Here is a 17,836-nt window from a genome sequence, read left to right as displayed (position 1 = left end):
TACAGGCTGGGTCACCGCATCGAGCGGCCAGGGAGGCGAATGCCTGGAAGCCAAGCACCTGTCCGACGGCCGTGTCGCCCTGCGTGACACCGAGCAGCCGGACGCCGAGCCCTGGGTTCTTCGCCGGGCCGTCTGGGACAAGTTCGTCGCCGGCGCGAAGAACGGCATCTTCGACTTCTAATGCAACGGCTCCTCGGCACCCACCGAGGGCCGACACCCGAACTCAGGCGAGCTTGTACTTCCGCTTGATCGAAGTGGCCTGCGTGCAGCAAAGCCCCCGGCTCCACCGACCAGGGGCTTTGCGCATCGCCGCAGACGACCTGCTGACGCGATCAGCAGCGCGCCTTGAGAGTATCGGCCTGCATGCCAAATTTTTCAATATACCTACCGCTCCAGTCGGCCAGACCTATTTGACGCTTTTCATTCGTATCACTGTCTACGAAACACCCTGTCGCCTGAGCCTCGAACGAACCAATTCGATTTTGCAGATGTTTCGGGATGGGGCCATCCTTATCCTTCCCAGGAGTCCACATCCACACGTCTCCCTTGAAGCCCTTACCAGGCCAGAGGCATATGGACCCTTTCGTACAGATCGGGTGCGGGTTGCTATCGGTATTGTTGTAGACGTTGCCTTGGCCGATCACGTTGCCATCGCCTGTCACGTTGCCTTGGCCGACCACGTTGCCCTCACCCACTACGTTGCCTTCACCAATCGTGTCGCCCCGCCCGAGCCCTTTCTCGTTACTGGGAACAGTGCTGGCAGAGGTGCTGGGTTTCTGGTCAAGGGCAGTAGTGACTGCAGCGCCAGGAGGTTCATCCAGCATGTACAGAGCTACGGAGGCAGCCCCGAAGGCCAAGACCGCAGCGGCCCCTACCGAAACGGACATGGTTCCAGCACGCAAGTTGCCGGCAGAGGCTTCAGTCGCGGGAATAGCAGTCGCCAGGAAGTAGCCAAAAACGACCACGAGCAGCGAGGATCCGATTGCTGGAATGAGCCACCAGTGGGACAGTTCGCTTTCGCCGAAGATCTTGTTGCAAGCCGCTGCACTAATGACTGCAGCCAGGGCGGCTACGATGAAGGCGACCCATCGCTGAGGCTTCTTAAGATGAACCTTCATGCGGCCATATTGTGGTGAGCTACATCGGAGCCCGACCCCTCCACCCGAAGTGTTACCGCACCGTAATTTTGAATCACGCAACCGTGCCAAAACAGGGCGCTTTCATGAAAAGGGCATCCCAAACCTCACTTTAGGCCGTGAATTGAGGGATGGTTCAGGATCTGCGACTGGTGCGGCAGTTGCAGACCGTTGTGATCATGGTGTTGTTATTGCGTAGACGTGCCATCGCTGGTGGCAGAGGCGCGGAGCCGCCGGTCTCAAAGGTTCGCCGTTGGTTCGGCGGTTTCCACCCGGTGTCACGCGCTCACCCCGGCATGCTTGCCGTATGGCGGATACCACACGCATCACGGTGACCTTGCCGAGCGACCAGGTTGCCGAGCTCAGAAAGCTCCCCGGCAGTGTCTCCGGTTTCGTCGCCGAGGCGGTGGCGCGCCGGTTGCGGAGCCAACTCCTCAGCGACGGCCCGCGGTGTCACCAGGCGATCACCTCCGCCATTCAGACCCCGGACATGATCAGGCAACGGCTGGAAGCTCTCCGGTCGCTCGGCGGCGGCGCGAGCCGTGATGACGTCGTCGCCGAGGTGCGGAAGATCCGCGAATCGTGATCGTCATCGACAGTTCGGCACTCGTCGAGGCCCTGGCCGGAGCCTCCCCGTCAGACCCACTGCTCGCACATGTCGCCGGGAACCGGCTCCACATCCCCCACCTGCTCGACTACGAGTTCCGCAACGCCGTGCACGGCCTGCTCCTCGGCGGGAAGATCAGCCCGGCCCGCGCCGAGGGAGCACGGACGGTCAAGGCGAGCCTGCCCTTCACCCGCCACGACGACGACCTGACCGCCGACCGCGCCTGGGACCTGCGGGCCAACTTCAACGGCTACGACGCCACCTACGTCGCCCTGGCCGAGGCGCTGGACTGCACTCTGGTCACCACGGACGAGAAGATCCACAAGGCCGCGCGCAAGTACATCAACGTCGACCTCTGCTGATCAGCCGCCGTGTCACCCCTCACGGCTTGTTCTCGGCCTGGGAGACGATGGCGGCGATGCTCTGGGCGAGGCGGGGGCGGGGCAGGTCGGACGGGTCGCGCCAGACGTAGCAGCCGTCCTGCCGGAAGTCGCCGGCGCGGAAGGCGAAGCAGAAGTCGGCGTGCAGGTGGGCGGGTTCGCCGGTGCAGGGGTCGGCGGGGATGTCGAGGACCTGGATGTCGACGGGGACGGGGTGGGGTTCGGGGGCGGGGACGGCGCGGGTGGCGGGGATGCCGGTCTTCTCCAGTTCGCGCAGGGCCGCGGCGTAGAGGCTGTCGTCGTCGGGTTCGACGTGGCCGCCGGGCAGGAGCCAGCGGTCCGGCGACGGGTGGTGGATCGTCAGCACGCGGCCGGCGTCGTCGACGGCGGCGACGCTCGCGCTCACGTGCAGGGGCATGGTCTCGCACGAGGCGAGGTCCTGCTCGCGATCGAGCGCCTGCGCCAGGGCTGCGGCGTCGGCGGCACGGTCGGGGTGGGCGCCGAGATAGCGTGTCAGCACGGCCACGATCTCCCCGCGGGTCACGGTCATGGCCCCATGGAAGTTGGTCGGCCGGGGTCACCGCAAGCGATTGCCGGACACTGGCGGAAAGCTCCCACATGCCCGACGCGCCCCCATCTGACCTGGAAAGACGTGCCCTAACTCCGGGAGCGGGCGCCGGTGATGCGGCGCAGGACGTCCCACCAGAAGGGGGCGCCGAACAGCAGCGCCACGAACGTCAGCAGGAAGCCGGGCCAGCGGCTGGGCGTGGTGAGGCGGTCCCACCAGGCGGCGCCGTTCCAGTGGAAGACGGGCTCGCCCTCGGCGGGGACGGAGACGCTGATGATCGCCTTGTCGAGGATGCCGAGCAGCGCGGGCTGGCTGAGCGTGTCGGTGATGCACGGCACCGGGTCGGCCTGCTCGCACCGCGCCTTCAGCTCGCCGTACGCCTCGGGGCCGGTGACGGCGGTGACGGTGGCGCGGTAGGCGTTGTCGCGCAGCAGCGTCTTGCCGTACTCCAGCGCGTCGACGGTGAACAGCAGCGTCACCGCCAGCGCGAGCATGGCCACCACCCACCGGACGTACCGCTTGTAGAGCAGCGACAGTCGCTGCATCTCGCCGTCGAACCAGGTCTCCACGCCCTTGCGGAACCGGTCGAGGTCGCGCTGGGCGGTCTCCCACACGCCCTTGAGGTGGCCGTGGAGCGGGCTGCCCGCGTCCTTGAGCTTGGCGAGCAGCCCTTCGACGCCGCCGGGCTCGGTCGCGGCCAGCTCCATCACCGCTCCGGAGAAGCGGCCGGGCGGCAGGTCCGCGATACTGGTGCGGCCCCGCGTGGGGTGGTCGATCTCCCGTACGCGCTCGTACAGCGACTGCGTGAGGCCGTCGTCGGCGGCGGGTTCGGGTGGCGCGGGACGGGTCTCGTGGGCGGGGCGCGGGTCGCGGGCGAACGGCAGCGCGGCGAAGACGTCACGCGCGCCCGACGGCAGCCAGGAGCGGCCCTTGGGCGCGTCGTCGTCGAGCGTGTCGCGCAGGTAGGCCCAGAGGAACTTGCTGCGGATGGCGAGCAGCCGGACGATGGCCTCGTTGAGCCCGCTGACGAGCAGCGACAGCAGCAGGAAGGCCAGCACGAGGCCGAGGGCGAGGTCGAGGTAAGCGGATAACATCCGGGCCTTGATACACCCTGCGCCGCATCGGCCGCAACGGTCAGCCGCCGTAGAAGACGCGGTCGACGACGCGGCGGGCGCGCCGGGTGACGCGGCGGTAGTCGTCGAGGAAGTCCTCCGACGCGTCGGGCGGGTAGCCGAGGGCGCCGGCGAGGTGGCGGCGTTCGCGGGTGCTCGCGGGGACGCTGTCGCCCGGCCGTCCCTTGACCAGCATGATCGCGTCGCGTACCCCGGAGGCGCACCGCCAGGCGGCGGCCAGCGCGGTCTCGTCGGCCGGGTCGAGCAGTCCTTCGGCGACGGCGGCGCGCAGCGCCTCCAGCGTGCGGGTGGTACGGAGCGAGGGCCGTTCGCCGGCGTGCCGGAGCTGCAGGAGCTGCGCCACCCACTCCACGTCGGACAGGCCGCCGCGGCCCAGCTTGGTGTGGAGGGCGGGGTCGGCGCCGCGGGGCAGCCGCTCGGCTTCCATGCGGGCCTTGAGTCTCCTGATGTGGCGTACGGCGTCGTCGGTGATGCCGCCGGCCGGGTACCGCAGCTCGTCGATCATGGCGATGAACGCGGCGCCCAGCCCGGGGTCACCGGCGGAGAACCGGGCGCGCAGCAGCGCCTGCGCCTCCCACGGCGCCGACCAGCGGGCGTAGTAGGCCCGGTAGGAGGCGAGGGTGCGCACCAGCGGGCCCTGCCTGCCCTCGGGCCGCAGGTCGGGGTCGATGAGCAGCGGCGGGTCGGGCGCGGGCAGGGCGAGCAGCCGGCGCAGTTCGTTGGCCACGGCGAAGGCGGCGTCGGTGGCGTCGCGCTCGTCGGCGCCTTCGGCCGGGTCATGCACGAACATGACGTCGGCGTCGCTGGCGTAGGAGGACTCCATGCCGCCGAGCCGGCCCATCGCGATGACGGCGAGCCGGGTGGGCAGCTCGCCGCGCCGCTCGGCCGACACCTTGCCCGCGGCGGCGTCGAGCGCGGCCTGGAGGGTGACGTCGTTCAGCGCCGACAGCGCGACGCCGACCTGTTCGATGTCGATCAGCCCGGACAGGTCGGCCACGGCGATGCGGAACAGCTCGCGGCGGCGCAGCGCCCGGACGGCGGCCACGGCGGTCTCCGCGTCGTCGGCGTAGCGGGACACGGCGGCCGACGCCTCGCCCAGCAGCGCCTCGGCCGGGCGGACGGCCAGGTCCTCGTCGTTCCCGAGCAGCGCGACTGCCTCGGGGGCGTGCATGAGCAGCTGGGTGGCGTACCGGCTGGTGCCGAGGATCCGCGCCATGCGCCGGGCGACGGCGGTCTCGTCGCGCAGCAGCCGCAGGTACCACGGGGTGGTGCCGAGCTTCTCGCTCACCTGGCGGAAGCCGAGCAGCGCCGCGTCGGGGTCGGGCGTGTCGGCGAACCAGCCGAGCATGACCGGCAGCAGCGTCCGCTGGATCGCCGCCCGCCGGGAGACGCCGCTGGTGAGGGCGGCGATGTGGCGGAGCGCGCCCTCCGGGTCGACGTAGCCGAGCGCGCCCAGGCGGGCCTCGGCGGCGGCGGGCGACAGCCGGGTCTCGCTCTCCGGCAGGCGGGCCACGGCCTGCAGCAGCGGCCGGTAGAACAGCTTCTCGTGCAGGCGGCGGGCCTGGCCGGCGTGCCGCTTCCACCGGGTGGTGAACTCGCCGACCGGGTCGGCCTGCATGCCCAGCGCCCGGCCCAGCCTGCGCAGGTCGGCGGGGTCTTCGGGCAGGGTGTGGGTGCGGCGCAGCCGGTGGAGCTGGAGCAGGTGCTCCACCTGGCGCAGGAACGTGTACGCCTCGGCCAGGCCGCGCGCGTCCTCACGCCCCACGTACCCGCCGCGTGACAGGGCGGCCAGCGCGGGCAGCGTGGCGCGGCGGCGCAGCAGCGGGTCGAGCCTGCCGTGCACGAGCTGCAGCAGCTGCACCGCGAACTCGATGTCGCGCAGCCCGCCGGGGCCCAGCTTGATCTGCCGCTCCCCCTCGGAGCGCACGTGCTCCTCCACGCGGCGGCGCATCGCCTGGACGTCCTCGACGAAGTTGTCGCGGGTGGCGGACGTCCAGACCAGCTCGTTGACCGCGGCCGTGTACTGCTCCCCCAGCTCCAGGTCGCCCGCGACGGGCCGGGCCTTGAGCAGCGCCTGGAACTCCCACGTCTTGGCCCAGCGCCGGTAGTAGGCCAGGTGGCTGGCGAGGGTGCGCACCAGCGGCCCCGAGCGGCCCTCCGGGCGCAGCCCGGCGTCCACCTCCCACAGCGCGCCCTCGGGGGTGGCGGCCGAGCAGGCACGCATCATCGCCTGGGCGAGCCGGGTGGCGGTGCGCAGCGCCTTGGTCTCGTCGGCGCCCTCGCGCGGCTCGGCGACGAAGATGACGTCCACGTCGCTGATGTAGTTGAGCTCCCGGGCGCCGCACTTGCCCATGCCGATCACGGCCAGCCGGGCATCGGCGGGCTCGACCTCGGTACGGGCGATCGCCAGGGCGGCTTCGAGTGCGGCTCCGGCGAGGTCGGACAGTTCGGCGGTGACCTCCTGGAAGGTGGCCTGGCCGGTGAGGTCGCGGGCGGCCAGGTGGGCGAGCCGGGTGCGGTAGGCGATCCGGAGCTCGACCGCCGCCTCGGAGCCGGTGGCGCGCGGTTCGGGGTCGCCCGGGTCGGCGCCGACAGCTCGCAGCAGCTCCGCCCTCGCGTCGCCGAGCGCGGGCAGGGCCAGCGTGGCGAGCCGGTCGGGGTGGCGTACGAGATGGTCTCCGAGTGCGGCGCTGACGCCGAGCACGGCGAGCACCCGCTCCCTGAGCGCGGGGTCGGCGCGCAGCCGGTCGAGCGCGGCGGGCTCGCGCTCGGCGAGCCGGGTCAGCGAGGCCAGCGCGAGGTCCGGGTCGGCGACGTCGGCGAGGGCGTCGAGCAGGTCGCCCTGCTCCACCCCGGCCTCCTCGACCAGGCGGGCGGCGGTGGCGGCGTCGGCGAATCCGAGCCGGGCGAGACGGGCGGCGGTGGACTCGATCCTGGGCACCCCTCCAGAGTGACAGACGGGCCCGCCCGGCGGCGGCCTAGGATACGCGGTGTTTCCGGGCGGGCCCCTCGCCGTCAGGCGCCGCCGGAGGGTGCGAGGGCGGAGGCGCGGACGACGCGCGCGAAGGCCTCGGCCACCGGGCGCCAGGTGGCCCGCAGCGTGGGCGCCGCGGCGCGGACCTGCTCGGTGAGATGCTCCTGGCCGGTGCCGGCGGCCCAGGAGGCGAAGATCTCCGGCGTGGCCTCGGGGTGGAACTGGACGGCCCAGGCGGCCTCGCCCAGCCGGTAGGCCTGGTTCGGGTAGCGGTCGCCGGTCAGCAGCGGCACCGCGCCCGGCGGCAGCTCCGTCATCGCGTCCCGGTGGAACTGGACGGCGGGCGCGCGCCGGATGCCCGCCATCAGCGGGTCGCCGGCTGCGGCGGGCAGCGCGGCGACCTCGCACACGCCGGCCTCCAGCCCTGCGGCGCCCCGCTCCACGGTGCCGCCGCAGGCCGAGGTCAGGAGCTGGGCGCCGAGGCAGACGCCGAGCGTGGGGGTGCCGTCCTCGACGGCGCGGCGCAGCAGCGCGCGGGTGGCCGGCAGCCAGGGGAAGCGCTCGTCCTCCCAGGCGGCGGCCTCGCCGCCGAGCACGATCAGCCCGTCCGCCGCCCGCTCGGGGATCTCTTCTCCCTCGTACGGCCGGACGACGTCACACGGCAGCCCCAGCCAGCCCGATAGATAGCCGAGCGGGGCCGCGGCCTCGTGTTCGATCACGGTGATGCGCATAACACCCAATGTAAATGTCGGTTTGTCCCTAAAATTCCGGCATGAGGATCGAGGATGTCGACGGCCTGCGGATCGCCACGTTCGGCGCCGGGCCACGGATGATCGTGGCGGTGCACGGGATCACGGCCTCGCTGATGGCCTGGGCGGCGGTCGGACGACGGATGCCGGACGGCTGGTCATTGGTCGCGATGGACCTGCGCGGCCGCGGTCACAGCGCCGGGCTGCCCGGACCGTACGGGCTGGACCGGCACGCCGAGGACGTGCTGCGGGTGGCCGAGCACGTGGGCGCCGGCCCGGACGCGGTGCTGACCGGCCACTCCATGGGCGGGTACGTGGCCGCGCTGGCCGGGGCGCGGCGGAAGTTCGCCCGGGTGGTGCTGATCGACGGCGGCCTGCCGCTGCCGCTGCCGCCGGGCATGGACCCCGACGAGGCCATGACCGCCTCGCTCGGCCCGGCGCTGGCCCGGCTGCGGCAGACGTTCCCCTCGGAGGAGGCGTACCTGGACTTCTTCCGCGCGCACCCGGCCTTCGCCGGGTTCTGGAGCGCCGAGGTGGAGGAGTACGTGCGCTACGACCTGACCGGGCCGCCCGGGGCGCTGCGCTCGCGGGCGGTGCCGGAGGCGGTGGCCGCAGACGGGCGGTGGGTGCTGCTGGGGGCGGCGCGGCTCGGCGAGGCGCTGCAGGCCGTCGAGGCGCCGCTGCACCTGCTGCGGGCGCCGCGCGGACTGCTGAACCAGGACGTCGGCATGCTCCCCGACGCCCTGACCGTCCCGTGGCTGGCCCGCCTGCCGGGCCTGAAGGACGAGGTGGTGCCGGACTGCAACCACTACACGATCTTGTTCGACGAGCGCTGCGTGGCGACCCTCGCCGAACGTCTCACTTCGGGATGATCCAGGTGGCGTTCGCGGCGGCCACCAGTGTGCCGTCGACCTCGTAGATCGCGCTCTGGCCGAACAGCTTGCGGCCCTCGCGGCCGGTCGTGCGGCCCACCACGGAGTAGACGCCGCCCGGCGTCACCTTGCCGTGGAACCGCACCGCCAGCCGCCCGAGCAGCGCCGACTCGCCCGGCCGGAAGTTGGCCCAGCCGGTGACGCAGTCGAGCGCGGCGCCCACGACCGAGGGCGGCACGCCGTCCTCCTCCGCCACCGTGAACGGCACCCGCCACCCCGCGGCGACCACGCCCTCGCGGCCCTCGACCGGGCCGGGGAAGATCCGCAGGCCGTCGCCCGGCTCGCGGAACCCGCAGGCGAAGCACTCGGGGAAGGCGTGACCGCGGGCGCCGGGGAAACCGGCCTCGGCCCGCGCGGCCTCGGTGAAGCTCACGAACGGCGGCGCCGGGACCTCCTGGGCCACCGGGATGGCCTGGACGAGCGTCCGCTCGCCGTCGTGGAGGGATACGGAGTTGGCGACATGTTCGAGTTTGAGCTCGGTGCCTAGGGGCGTCGGGGCGCGCAGCGTGACCTCGACCGCCGATCGCCCGCCGTTCAGCGCGTCGGCGAGGGTGCCGGCGAGCCACCCGCCGTTGGCGGACCGCTCGGGACCCCGGAAGCGCTCGGGAACGGTCAGTACGGTCTGCAGGGCAGCCGTTGTCATGCAACACCCTCCTTGATCGCGCACTAAATGCGACGATGTCCCAAAATGTCCTTTTGAATGGGCCGATAGTACTCGACCTTCTGATCAGGCAGTCCTTGGGGCCTACGACACGACATAACGTCATCTGCCGGGGCCGGACTTCCCCATCGGACGCCGGGTCGTGCGAGTGCCCGCGTTCTCGGATGGGAAACTCCAGGATCAGTAAAAGATACGGTCCAAACGTTGCGGGCAGGTGACTTCCGCATGGAAGTGATGTTGCTCACGTTCCGGCGGTCTCAGCCCTCCTCGCCGGAAAGGGCGATCCTGGACGCGATCACGTACTCGATCGTGACCTTCCGGTACTCCTCACCTGCTGTGACCCGATCGGGCAACCGCTCCCTGCGGCTCCCGGACCCGGACTCCTCCCCCGGCTCGCCGTCGAACCGGACCTCCGTCTCGGGTGCTTCGGCGAACCTGAGCCGGTCAGCCCTGACGGTGGCGGTGAACAGGACGTCGGCCTGCTCGCGGAGCCGGCGGCTCGGACGGCGATCGCTCACGACCGCTCCGTCGCCTTGTGACGAAGCCGCTGGGCCAGCTCCGACAACTGACGCGCGCCCGCCAGCCTCGCCGCCTTCCTGAGATCCCGGAAAGCCGCCTTGAGATTCACCCGTTCCAACCCGCCCGCGATTTCGGCCCCCGCCTTCGCGACTCGCCCCGACCGCCCCCTCGACCTCGATCCGGTGGGTCGTGACTCAGCCTCAGGTCGGGCGGACTCGGCTTCGGCCACAGGCTCCGACGCGGACGCTGACGCGGGCTCAGGCTCGGGCTCCGTCGGGGAGGCGGGTGTGAATTTCGGCTCGGCCTCAGCCCCGGGCTCGGACTCGGGCTCGGACTCGGACTCGGGCTCGGATTCGGGCTCGGGCTCGGGCTCGGGCTCGGGCTCGGGTTCCGGCGTCTGCTTCGGTTCGGGTGAGGCAGGTGTCTCGTCGGTCGGGGTGGGTGGGGTCTCGGGGGTGAGCGGCAGTTTGATGTCGCGGGCCGCGTCCGTGGCCGAACGGACGGCCTCGGGGGCCGCGTCCGTGGCCGAACGGACGACTTCGGGGGCCGCCTCGGTGGCTGAGCGGACGGCTTCGGGGGCCGCCTTGGTGACGTCCCGGACGGCGCCTGCCGCCTCGCCGACGGTGCGGGTGATCAGTTCGGGGTTGCGGTCGATGGTGCTGAGGACGTCGCTGATGATCTCGGCGACGTTGTTGAGGCGTACTTTGAGCATGGCCTGGGCGTCCACGCCCTCGATCTCCAGCTCCACCCTGCCGAGGACGGCGTCCACGCCGACGTGCAGCCGGAGCAGGTCGAGCACCTCGGCCTCCAGCGAGACCCGCGCCCGCAGGTCCTCCACGTCGAGTTTGATCCGGTCGACCTGGACGGCCGGGATGTCCAGCAGGACGTCCGGGTCGGAGGTGTCGTCCCGCTCCTGCCTCGTGTAGAGCAGGTCGGGGTGTTCGCCGACGGTCTCCGGCATGTCATCGGCCATGGCCGTGCTCCTCCCCCCGCAGGTCGCCTGCCTGAACGACCTACCCGGGAAAGCGGGCAAAACGCCCAAACGGCGCGCTCGATCGTACGGAGAAGATCAGAGGACGGGCAGGTAACGCCCCAGCTCGAACTCGGTGACCGTGCGGCGGTAGTCGCGCCACTCCGCCCGCTTGTTGCGCAGGAAGAAGTCGAAGACGTGCTCGCCGAGCGTCTCGGCGACCAGCTCGCTCCGCTCCATGACGCTGATCGCCTCGTCGAGCGACTGCGGCAGCGGCTGGATGCCCAGCGCGCGCCGCTCGGCGCTGGTGAGCGTCCACACGTTGTCCTCGGCGGCCGGCGGCAGCTCGTAGCCCTCCTCGATGCCCTTGAGCCCGGCGGCCAGCACGAGCGCGAAGGCCAAGTACGGGTTGCAGGCCGAGTCGAGCGACCGGAACTCGATGCGCGACGAGCCGCCCTTGTGCGGCTTGTACATGGGCACCCGCACCAGGGCCGAGCGGTTGTTGTGGCCCCAGCAGATGTAGGAGGGGGCCTCGCCGCCCTGACCGGCGATCGCCTCGGCGCCGCCCCACAGCCGCTTGTACGAGTTGACCCACTGGTTGGTGATGGCGGTGATCTCGGCGGCGTGGCGCAGCAGGCCCGCTATGAACGAACGGCCCACCTTGGAGAGCTGGTATTCGGCGCCGGGCTCGTGGAAGGCGTTGCGGTCGCCCTCGAACAGCGACATGTGGGTGTGCATGCCGGAGCCGGGGTGCTCGGTGAACGGCTTGGGCATGAACGAGGCCCAGATGCCCTGCTCCAGCGCGACCTCCTTCATGACCAGGCGGAAGGTCATGATGTTGTCGGCCGTGGTGAGGGCGTCGGCGTAGCGCAGGTCGATCTCCTGCTGGCCGGGGGCGCCCTCGTGGTGGCTGTACTCCACCGAGATGCCCATCGACTCCAGCATCATGATCGCCTGGCGGCGGAAGTCGTGGCCGGCGTTGTGCGGCGTGTGGTCGAAGTAGCCGCCGGAGTCGATCGGCTCCGGCCGCACCCCCGGCTCCGGGCGGTTCTTCAGCAGGAAGAACTCGATCTCCGGGTGGGTGTAGAAGGTGAAGCCCATGTCGGCGCACCGGGCCAGGGCGCGCTTGAGCACCCAGCGCGGGTCGGCGTGCGACGGCGAGCCGTCGGGCATGAGGATGTCGCAGAATATCCGCGCCGCGCCGGGCGTCTCGCTCCGCCAGGGCAGGATCTGGAACGTCGACGGGTCGGGCTTGGCGAGCATGTCGGACTCGTACACCCGGGCGAAGCCCTCGATGGCGGAGCCGTCGAAGCCCATCCCCTCCGCGAACGCCCCCTCCAGCTCGGCGGGCGCTATCGCGACGGACTTGAGGAAACCGAGCACGTCGGTGAACCAGAGCCGGATGAACCGGATGTCGCGTTCCTCGAGCGTGCGGAGCACGAACTCCTGCTGGCGGTCCACGGCTTCCCCTCGGCCAAGAACAGTACGGGTCTCATATCAGCATGCCGTGCCCGTGTTTCGCACAGGTTACGAGCGGCACCGGTGCGTGCCTCACTGACAAAGGCCCCGCCCGGTCTTAATGTGATCACGCAGTCAGTCTCGGGGGAGGCATTGGTGGCTATCGACCTGCTCAATCAGAAGCTCGATCGGGCCTTCGACCACATCGACGCGGCCGGCAGGGGCGTCGTGGACCGCGAGGACCTGCTGGGCCTGGGGGCCCGGATCCTGATCGGATTCGGGGAGTCGCCCACCTCGGTGACCGGTAGCGCCCTCGTCGACGGTTTCGACCGGATCTGGGCGGAGCTGTCGGCCGCGCTCGGCCGCGACGAGGACGTCGACGTGTCCCGTGAGGACTTCCGGCTCGGCATGATCGCCGCGTTCGTCAAAGGAGACCGGTACGAGCCTGTCTTCCATCCGGCGGCGGTGGCGGTGGCGAACCTGTGCGACCGCGGCGCCGACGGCTTCGCGGGCCCGCAGGAGTTCCGCACGCTGCTGGCCGCGTTCGGCACCGGCTACGACGCCGCGACCGCGGCCTTCGACCGGCTGGACACCACCGGCAGGGGCGTGCTGACGGTCGACGAGCTGGTCCGGGCCGCCCGCGACTACTACACGGGCGAGGACCCCGAGGCGCCCGGCAACTGGCTCTTCGGGCCCCTGTGAACACCGCGGTGAGCACGACCGTGATGGCTTCCGTACGGTCCGCGCTCCGTTCCGTGTTGCACTGGAAGCCGCTGCTGCCGCTGCCCCGCCGGGGCAGCCGGGCCGCCACCGCGCTGCTGCCGCTGATCGAGCGGGTGCCGGCGATGGCCGCGCCGTGCCGGATGCATCCCGCGGTGTACGCGATCGAGGCGGCGGTGATCGACTGGGCGCGCCGGACGGGGCTGCGCGCGGACCCGGGCGTCGGCTTCCACCGGATGGCGGGGCGGGCGTTCGCGGGGTTCGACGCGGCCGCGGCGGCGCTGTTCGCGCAGTGGCTGACGTGGCTGTTCCACCTGGACGACGAGCTGGACGAGGGGCCGTGCCCGCTGGAGGTGTTCCAGGGGGTGCTGGAGGGCGCCGGCGAGCATCCGCTGGAGGCCGCCTTCGCCGATCTGTGGCGGGTGACGAGCGCGCGGATGAGCGACCACTGGCGCCGCCGGTTCGCGGTCAACCTGCAGCGCCAGCACCACGCCTGCCACACCGAGGCGGACAACAGGGCGGCGGGCGAGACCCCGACGCTGGCCGACTACCCGATGCTGCGCCGGGGCACGGTCGGCCCCTACCTGTACGACCTGGTGGAGCCGTGCCTGCGGGTGGAGGTGCCGGCCTGGGTGCACCGGTCGGAGCCCTGGCAGGAGCTGGTGAACTCGTGCAGCGACATCACCGCCTGGTGCAACGACGTGGCCTCGCGGCCCAAGGAGCGCGGCGACGGGCACAACCTCGTCGTGATCGCCATGCGGGAGCTGGGCTTGGGCGAGCGGGACGCGATCGGGTGGGTGCTCGACCGGATCACCGAGCGCTGCCGTGACATGGGGCGGGCGGCGCGGCGGCTGCCGCTGGACGACCTGCCGCCGGGCACCGCGCGGGACGTGAGCAAGGTGGCCTGCGCCTATCTCGCCGCGCCGCGGGCGCACCTCGACTGGTTGCTGGAGTCGTCCCGTTACGCGTGAGCGGCGCCGGCGAGCGCGTCGCCGGTGGCGGTGCGCCGGTAGACGACCTGTTTGCCGAGCCGCATGCCGACGGCCAGGCCGCTGCCGCTGAGCACGGACAGGTGCTGGCTGACCGCGCCGGGCGTCAGCGCCATGCGGCCGGCCAGCGCCGTGGTGGTGCTCGGCTCGGCCAGCGCGAGCAGGATCGCGGCCCGGCTGCGGCCGATGAGCGCGGCGAGCGCGCCGGGCGCGGGCGGCGGGCCCTGCTCCCAGAGCGTGCCGACGCCGAGCACCGGGTAGACGAGCATCGGCTGGTACGGGGCGCACATGACGGCGACGGACGGCCAGTAGAAGGCGCTGGGCACCAGCACCAGCCCGTCGCCGTCCAGGCCGGTGCCGGGGCCGTTGCACCAGGGCCGGTCGACGACCAGTTCGGCGCCGGTCCAGGTGACGGCCGGGTCGAGCGCGGCGAACAGCTCGCGGGCGCCGCCCGTGGCGAGCTGCCGGGAGCGGCGCAGCACGTCGCGTTCGAGCAGCGCGTAGACGCGCGGCCAGAACTCGGCGAAGCACGCCTCCCAGTAGGCCTCGATCGCGTCGGCGACCCGGTGGACGCCGCCCGCCGGGTCGGCGGTGAACCGGGCCAGCGCGGCCGGGTCGGCGCTGCGGACCAGGCGGGCCTCGTGCAGCGCCCGTTCGGGCGGGGTGCTCCGGACCCGGTCCAGCTCGGCGGCGAAGTCGGGCATGGGCGTGTCGGGCGGCGGGGTGAGGAAGTCGGCGAGGTAGCCGCTCGGGGGTACGAGCGCCAGCAGCTCGGCCAGGTCGAGCCCCTCCAGGCGGGGCCGTACGCAGGTGAGCCAGGGCAGGTGGAGTGCCTGCCGGGCCGGGTCATGGAGCGTGCGCAGGCTGGCGACCAGCTCCCACAGCGGCGAGAAGGCGAATCGGATCCCGGCCACGTCCTCCGGCTTCAGCACCCACCTCACAGTCATGCTTTTAGTCTGCCCTAAATCGTTCGCGCCGCCGTTCGCGGTACCGGAACCTTGCCGGGTGACCACCACAGCTCCTCCTGAACCGTCTTTCCTGCGTGCCACGTTCGGCGGGCTGCCCCGGCCCTTCTGGGCCCTGTGGGGCGGCACGCTGGTGAACCGGCTGGGCACGATGGTGATGCCCTTCACCGGTGTGTTCCTGACCCAGGCGCGCGGCCTGTCGCTGGCCGCGGCGGGCCTGGTGATGGCGGTCTTCGGCGCGGGGTCGCTGCTGTCGCAGCTGCTCGCCGGGGTGCTGGCCGACCGGATCGGGCGCCGGGCCACGCTGGCCGGCGGCATGGTGGCCACGGCGGCGGCGCTGCTCGCGCTCGGCTACAGCACGACGCTGCCCGCGATCCTGGCCTCGATGCTCCTGCTCGGCCTGGTCGTGGACGCCTACCGGCCGGCCTCGAACGCGCTGGTGGCCGACCTGGTCTCGCCGGAGAACCGGCCGCGGGCGTTCGGGCTGCTGTTCTGGGCGATCAACCTGGGCTACTCGATCGGCATGACGGCGGGCGGGTGGCTGGCGGAGCAGGACTTTCTGCTGCTGTTCTGGCTGGACGCGGTGAGCTGCGTGATTTTCGCGGCGCTGGTGTGGCGGGCGGTGCCGGAGACCCGGCCGCGGGGGAAGCCGGAGGCGGGCGGGTTCGGCGTGGTGCTGCGCGACCGGCTGATGGTCGCCTTCACGCTGGTCGTGCTGGGCAACGCGCTGGTGTACTCGCAGACCTTCACCACCCTGCCGATGGCGATGACCGAGCGGGCCGGGCTGACCACCGGCCAGTTCGGCACGGCGATGGCGCTGAACGGGGTGCTCATCGTGATCGTGCAGCCGCTCGTGTCCGGCTGGCTGGGACGGCGGGACGCGGCCAGGACGCTGGCGACCGGGCTGGCGATCATGGGGGTGGGGTTCGCGCTGACGGCCTTCGTCACCAGCCCCACGATGCTGGCCGCGACCGTCGCGGTGTGGACCGCGGGCGAGATCGTCACCGCGGGCATCGCCGGGACGATCCTGACCGCGCTCGCCCCGGCCCACCTGCGCGGCCGGTACGCCGGGCTGTTCGGGTTCGCCTGGTCGGCGGCCGGGATGCTGGCTCCGCTGCTGGGCAGCGTCCTGCTGGAGACGGCGGGGCAGCGGGCGCTCTGGTTCACGGTGGGCGGGATCGGGCTGGCCTCGGCGGCGGGCATGCTCGCGCTGGGCCCGGCGATCCGGCGGCGCTGAGCCGGGGCATCTCCCATGCTCAATGGGGAAATATCACGCCGTACTAGGCTTGGGATCGTGGCACACCTGCGTATCGCCCTGGCTCAGACGAACCCCACCGTAGGCGACCTGCCCGGCAACGCCGACAAGCTCGTGGCGTGGGCCCGCCAGGCCGCCGGCCGCGGCGCCCACCTGGCGGTGTTCCCCGAGATGTTCCTCACCGGCTACCCGGTCGAGGACCTCGTGCTGCGCACCTCCTTCGTGGACGCCAGCATCGCCGCGATCGAGGAGGCGGCGCTCCGGCTCGACCGCGAGGGCCTGGGCGAGCTCCCGGTGGTCGTCGGCTACGTCGACCGGGCCGGGCTCGCGCCCCGGGTCGGCCAGCCCAAGGGCGCGCCGCTCGACGCCGCCGCGCTGCTCCACCGGGGCCGCGTGGTGGCCCGCACCGCCAAGCACCACCTGCCGAACTACGGCGTCTTCGACGAGTACCGCTACTTCGTCCGCGGCGACCGGCTGCCGATCTTCCGGCTGCACGGGGTGGACGTGGCCATCGCCGTCTGCGAGGACCTCTGGCAGGACGGCGGACCGGTGGCCGTGGTCGGCCAGGCGGGAGCGGGCCTGCTCGTCGTGCCGAACGCGTCCCCGTACGAGAAGGAGAAGGACGACATCCGCCTGGAGCTCTGCGCGCGCCGGGCGCGCGAGGCCGGCAGCGCGCTCGTCTACGTCAACCAGGTCGGCGGGCAGGACGAGCTGGTCTTCGACGGCGACTCGCTGGTGGTGGACGCGCGCGGCGAGCTGGTCGCGCGGGCCGCCCGGTTCCGGGAGGAGCTGCTGGTCTGCGACCTCGACCTGCCGGTCTCGTCCGCCGAGCCCGGGTCCTTCCCGTACGACGCCTGCGACGGGACCACCATCACCGTGGACCGCACCGTGCTGTCGCAGGACCCGGTCCCCCCGTACGAAATCGAGCCCCCGAGCGTGGCCCCGCCGCTCGACACCGCCGCCGAGGTCTACTCGGCGCTGGTGCTGGCGGTGCGCGACTACGTGACCAAGAACGGGTTCCAGTCCGTGATCCTGGGGCTGTCGGGCGGCATCGACTCGGCGCTCACCGCCACCATCGCCGCCGACGCCGTCGGCCCGTCGCGGGTCCACGTGGTGCTGATGCCCTCCCGCTACTCCTCCGAGCACTCGCTCACCGACGCCCAGGACCTGGTCCAGCGGCAGGGCCTGCGGGCGCAGGTGGTGCCCATCGCGGAGATCGTGAACTCCTTCGAGAAGGAGATCGACCTGTCGGGCCTGGCCGCCGAGAACCTCCAGGCCCGGGTACGCGGCATGATCCTCATGGGCCTGTCCAACCAGCACGGCCACCTGGTGCTCACCACCGGCAACAAGAGCGAACTGGCCACCGGCTACTCCACCCTCTACGGCGACTCGGCGGGCGGGTTCGCGCCCATCAAGGACGTGCCGAAGCTCATGGTGTGGGAGCTCGCCCGGTGGCGCAACACCCACACCGACCCGTCGTTCCTGCTCCAGGCCGACGAGCCGATCCCGCCGAACTCCATCACCAAGGAGCCCAGCGCCGAACTCCGCCCCGACCAGCGCGACACCGACTCCCTGCCGCCGTACGAGATCCTGGACCGGCTGCTGGACGACTATGTCGAGAAGGACATGGGCTCCCGCGAACTCATCGCCGCCGGGCATGACCCCGACCTGGTCTCCCGGGTCATCCGCCTGGTCGACCTGGCCGAGTACAAACGCCGCCAGTACCCCCCGGGCCCCAAGATCACCCCCAAGAACTTCGGCCGCGACCGCCGCCTCCCCATAACCAACCGCTGGCGCGAAACCCCCTGACCCCTTCACCC

18 protein-coding genes are annotated in these 17,836 nt (G+C 71.8%); 8 read left to right on the top strand and 10 right to left on the bottom strand.

Going from position 1 to position 17,836, the window contains the following annotated elements; all coding sequences use genetic code 11:
* A partial coding sequence (locus AB0J42_RS27925; protein ID WP_364299477.1) for a DUF397 domain-containing protein occupies window positions 1–181 on the top strand: 181 nt, incomplete at its 5' end.
* 151 nt (window positions 182–332) lie between these two features.
* On the opposite strand, the gene AB0J42_RS27920 is transcribed toward AB0J42_RS27925, so the two are convergent.
* Window positions 333–1,118, bottom strand: a complete 786-nt coding sequence (locus AB0J42_RS27920) for a hypothetical protein (protein WP_364299475.1) — start codon at window positions 1,116–1,118, stop codon at window positions 333–335.
* A gap of 325 nt (window positions 1,119–1,443) precedes the next feature.
* On the opposite strand from AB0J42_RS27920, the gene AB0J42_RS27915 reads away from it, so the two are divergent.
* On the top strand, window positions 1,444–1,722 hold the full coding sequence (locus AB0J42_RS27915) for a hypothetical protein (RefSeq protein ID WP_364299473.1): 279 nt from the start codon (window positions 1,444–1,446) through the stop codon (window positions 1,720–1,722).
* A complete protein-coding gene (locus tag AB0J42_RS27910) occupies window positions 1,719–2,105 on the top strand; it encodes a type II toxin-antitoxin system VapC family toxin (protein WP_364299471.1) in 387 nt (128 codons plus the stop codon). Before AB0J42_RS27915 ends, AB0J42_RS27910 begins: the two co-directional genes overlap by 4 nt.
* A gap of 19 nt (window positions 2,106–2,124) precedes the next feature.
* On the opposite strand, the gene AB0J42_RS27905 is transcribed toward AB0J42_RS27910, so the two are convergent.
* The 4 genes from AB0J42_RS27905 to AB0J42_RS27890 all read right to left on the bottom strand — a co-directional run bounded on the left by AB0J42_RS27905 (window position 2,125) and on the right by AB0J42_RS27890 (window position 7,529).
* Entirely contained in the window at window positions 2,125–2,673 is a 549-nt protein-coding gene (locus AB0J42_RS27905) for an NUDIX domain-containing protein (RefSeq protein WP_364299469.1), read from the bottom strand.
* Window positions 2,674–2,780: 107 nt separating this feature from the next.
* Entirely contained in the window at window positions 2,781–3,785 is a 1,005-nt protein-coding gene (locus tag AB0J42_RS27900) for a hypothetical protein (RefSeq protein WP_364299467.1), read from the bottom strand.
* Between the two features lie 40 nt (window positions 3,786–3,825).
* Complete coding sequence (locus tag AB0J42_RS27895; RefSeq protein ID WP_364299465.1) at window positions 3,826–6,765, bottom strand: bifunctional [glutamine synthetase] adenylyltransferase/[glutamine synthetase]-adenylyl-L-tyrosine phosphorylase; 2,940 nt, start codon at window positions 6,763–6,765, stop codon at window positions 3,826–3,828.
* Between the two features lie 74 nt (window positions 6,766–6,839).
* Complete coding sequence (locus AB0J42_RS27890; RefSeq protein ID WP_364299463.1) at window positions 6,840–7,529, bottom strand: type 1 glutamine amidotransferase; 690 nt, start codon at window positions 7,527–7,529, stop codon at window positions 6,840–6,842.
* A gap of 41 nt (window positions 7,530–7,570) precedes the next feature.
* Between AB0J42_RS27890 and AB0J42_RS27885 the strand changes: the two genes are divergently transcribed.
* Window positions 7,571–8,419, top strand: a complete 849-nt coding sequence (locus tag AB0J42_RS27885; protein WP_364299461.1) for an alpha/beta hydrolase — start codon at window positions 7,571–7,573, stop codon at window positions 8,417–8,419.
* Here AB0J42_RS27885 and AB0J42_RS27880 read toward each other — a convergent pair.
* The 4 genes from AB0J42_RS27880 to AB0J42_RS27865 form a co-directional block, all read right to left on the bottom strand.
* The gene (locus tag AB0J42_RS27880; protein ID WP_364299459.1) at window positions 8,406–9,122 is read right to left on the bottom strand and encodes a hypothetical protein; all 717 of its coding nucleotides are present in this window, start codon (window positions 9,120–9,122) and stop codon (window positions 8,406–8,408) included. The two genes, AB0J42_RS27885 and AB0J42_RS27880, sit on opposite strands and share 14 nt — an antisense overlap.
* A 275-nt stretch (window positions 9,123–9,397) precedes the next feature.
* Window positions 9,398–9,658 (bottom strand): hypothetical protein, encoded by a 261-nt coding sequence (locus AB0J42_RS27875; RefSeq protein WP_364299457.1) that lies wholly within the window; start codon window positions 9,656–9,658, stop codon window positions 9,398–9,400.
* Window positions 9,655–10,632, bottom strand: coding sequence for a hypothetical protein (locus AB0J42_RS27870; protein WP_364299455.1), 978 nt, complete (start codon window positions 10,630–10,632; stop codon window positions 9,655–9,657). The genes AB0J42_RS27875 and AB0J42_RS27870 overlap by 4 nt, the downstream gene beginning before the upstream one ends.
* 96 nt (window positions 10,633–10,728) lie before the next feature.
* Complete coding sequence (locus tag AB0J42_RS27865; RefSeq protein ID WP_364299453.1) at window positions 10,729–12,090, bottom strand: glutamine synthetase family protein; 1,362 nt, start codon at window positions 12,088–12,090, stop codon at window positions 10,729–10,731.
* A 153-nt stretch (window positions 12,091–12,243) separates the two neighbouring features.
* Between AB0J42_RS27865 and AB0J42_RS27860 the strand changes: the two genes are divergently transcribed.
* Window positions 12,244–12,789, top strand: coding sequence for a hypothetical protein (locus AB0J42_RS27860; protein ID WP_364299451.1), 546 nt, complete (start codon window positions 12,244–12,246; stop codon window positions 12,787–12,789).
* A gap of 53 nt (window positions 12,790–12,842) precedes the next feature.
* Entirely contained in the window at window positions 12,843–13,778 is a 936-nt protein-coding gene (locus AB0J42_RS27855; RefSeq protein ID WP_364299449.1) for a terpene synthase family protein, read from the top strand.
* Here AB0J42_RS27855 and AB0J42_RS27850 read toward each other — a convergent pair.
* Window positions 13,769–14,743, bottom strand: coding sequence for a DUF5937 family protein (locus tag AB0J42_RS27850; RefSeq protein WP_364299447.1), 975 nt, complete (start codon window positions 14,741–14,743; stop codon window positions 13,769–13,771). The genes AB0J42_RS27855 and AB0J42_RS27850 overlap by 10 nt on opposite strands.
* A 58-nt stretch (window positions 14,744–14,801) precedes the next feature.
* On the opposite strand from AB0J42_RS27850, the gene AB0J42_RS27845 reads away from it, so the two are divergent.
* Both AB0J42_RS27845 and AB0J42_RS27840 read left to right on the top strand, forming a co-directional pair.
* Window positions 14,802–15,998, top strand: coding sequence for an MFS transporter (locus AB0J42_RS27845; RefSeq protein ID WP_364299445.1), 1,197 nt, complete (start codon window positions 14,802–14,804; stop codon window positions 15,996–15,998).
* A gap of 57 nt (window positions 15,999–16,055) precedes the next feature.
* Complete coding sequence (locus AB0J42_RS27840) at window positions 16,056–17,825, top strand: NAD+ synthase (protein WP_364299443.1); 1,770 nt, start codon at window positions 16,056–16,058, stop codon at window positions 17,823–17,825.
* Window positions 17,826–17,836 lie beyond the last annotated feature (11 nt).

Source organism: Nonomuraea sp. NPDC049649, from assembly GCF_040675175.1.
Classification (GTDB): Bacteria; Actinomycetota; Actinomycetes; order Streptosporangiales; family Streptosporangiaceae; genus Nonomuraea.
This window is presented reverse-complemented; position numbering and strand designations above follow the sequence as displayed.

Excerpts from the sequence above, each read along its gene's own strand:
- AB0J42_RS27920 (WP_364299475.1), bottom strand. The coding sequence starts at position 1,118 with ATGAAGGTTCATCTTAAGAAGCCTCAGCGATGGGTCGCCTTCATCGTA.
- AB0J42_RS27915 (WP_364299473.1), top strand. The coding sequence starts at position 1,444 with ATGGCGGATACCACACGCATCACGGTGACCTTGCCGAGCGACCAGGTT.
- AB0J42_RS27905 (WP_364299469.1), bottom strand. The coding sequence starts at position 2,673 with ATGACCGTGACCCGCGGGGAGATCGTGGCCGTGCTGACACGCTATCTC.
- AB0J42_RS27900 (WP_364299467.1), bottom strand. The coding sequence starts at position 3,785 with ATGTTATCCGCTTACCTCGACCTCGCCCTCGGCCTCGTGCTGGCCTTC.
- AB0J42_RS27890 (WP_364299463.1), bottom strand. The coding sequence starts at position 7,529 with ATGCGCATCACCGTGATCGAACACGAGGCCGCGGCCCCGCTCGGCTAT.
- AB0J42_RS27885 (WP_364299461.1), top strand. The coding sequence starts at position 7,571 with ATGAGGATCGAGGATGTCGACGGCCTGCGGATCGCCACGTTCGGCGCC.
- AB0J42_RS27880 (WP_364299459.1), bottom strand. The coding sequence starts at position 9,122 with ATGACAACGGCTGCCCTGCAGACCGTACTGACCGTTCCCGAGCGCTTC.
- AB0J42_RS27870 (WP_364299455.1), bottom strand. The coding sequence starts at position 10,632 with ATGGCCGATGACATGCCGGAGACCGTCGGCGAACACCCCGACCTGCTC.
- AB0J42_RS27850 (WP_364299447.1), bottom strand. The coding sequence starts at position 14,743 with ATGACTGTGAGGTGGGTGCTGAAGCCGGAGGACGTGGCCGGGATCCGA.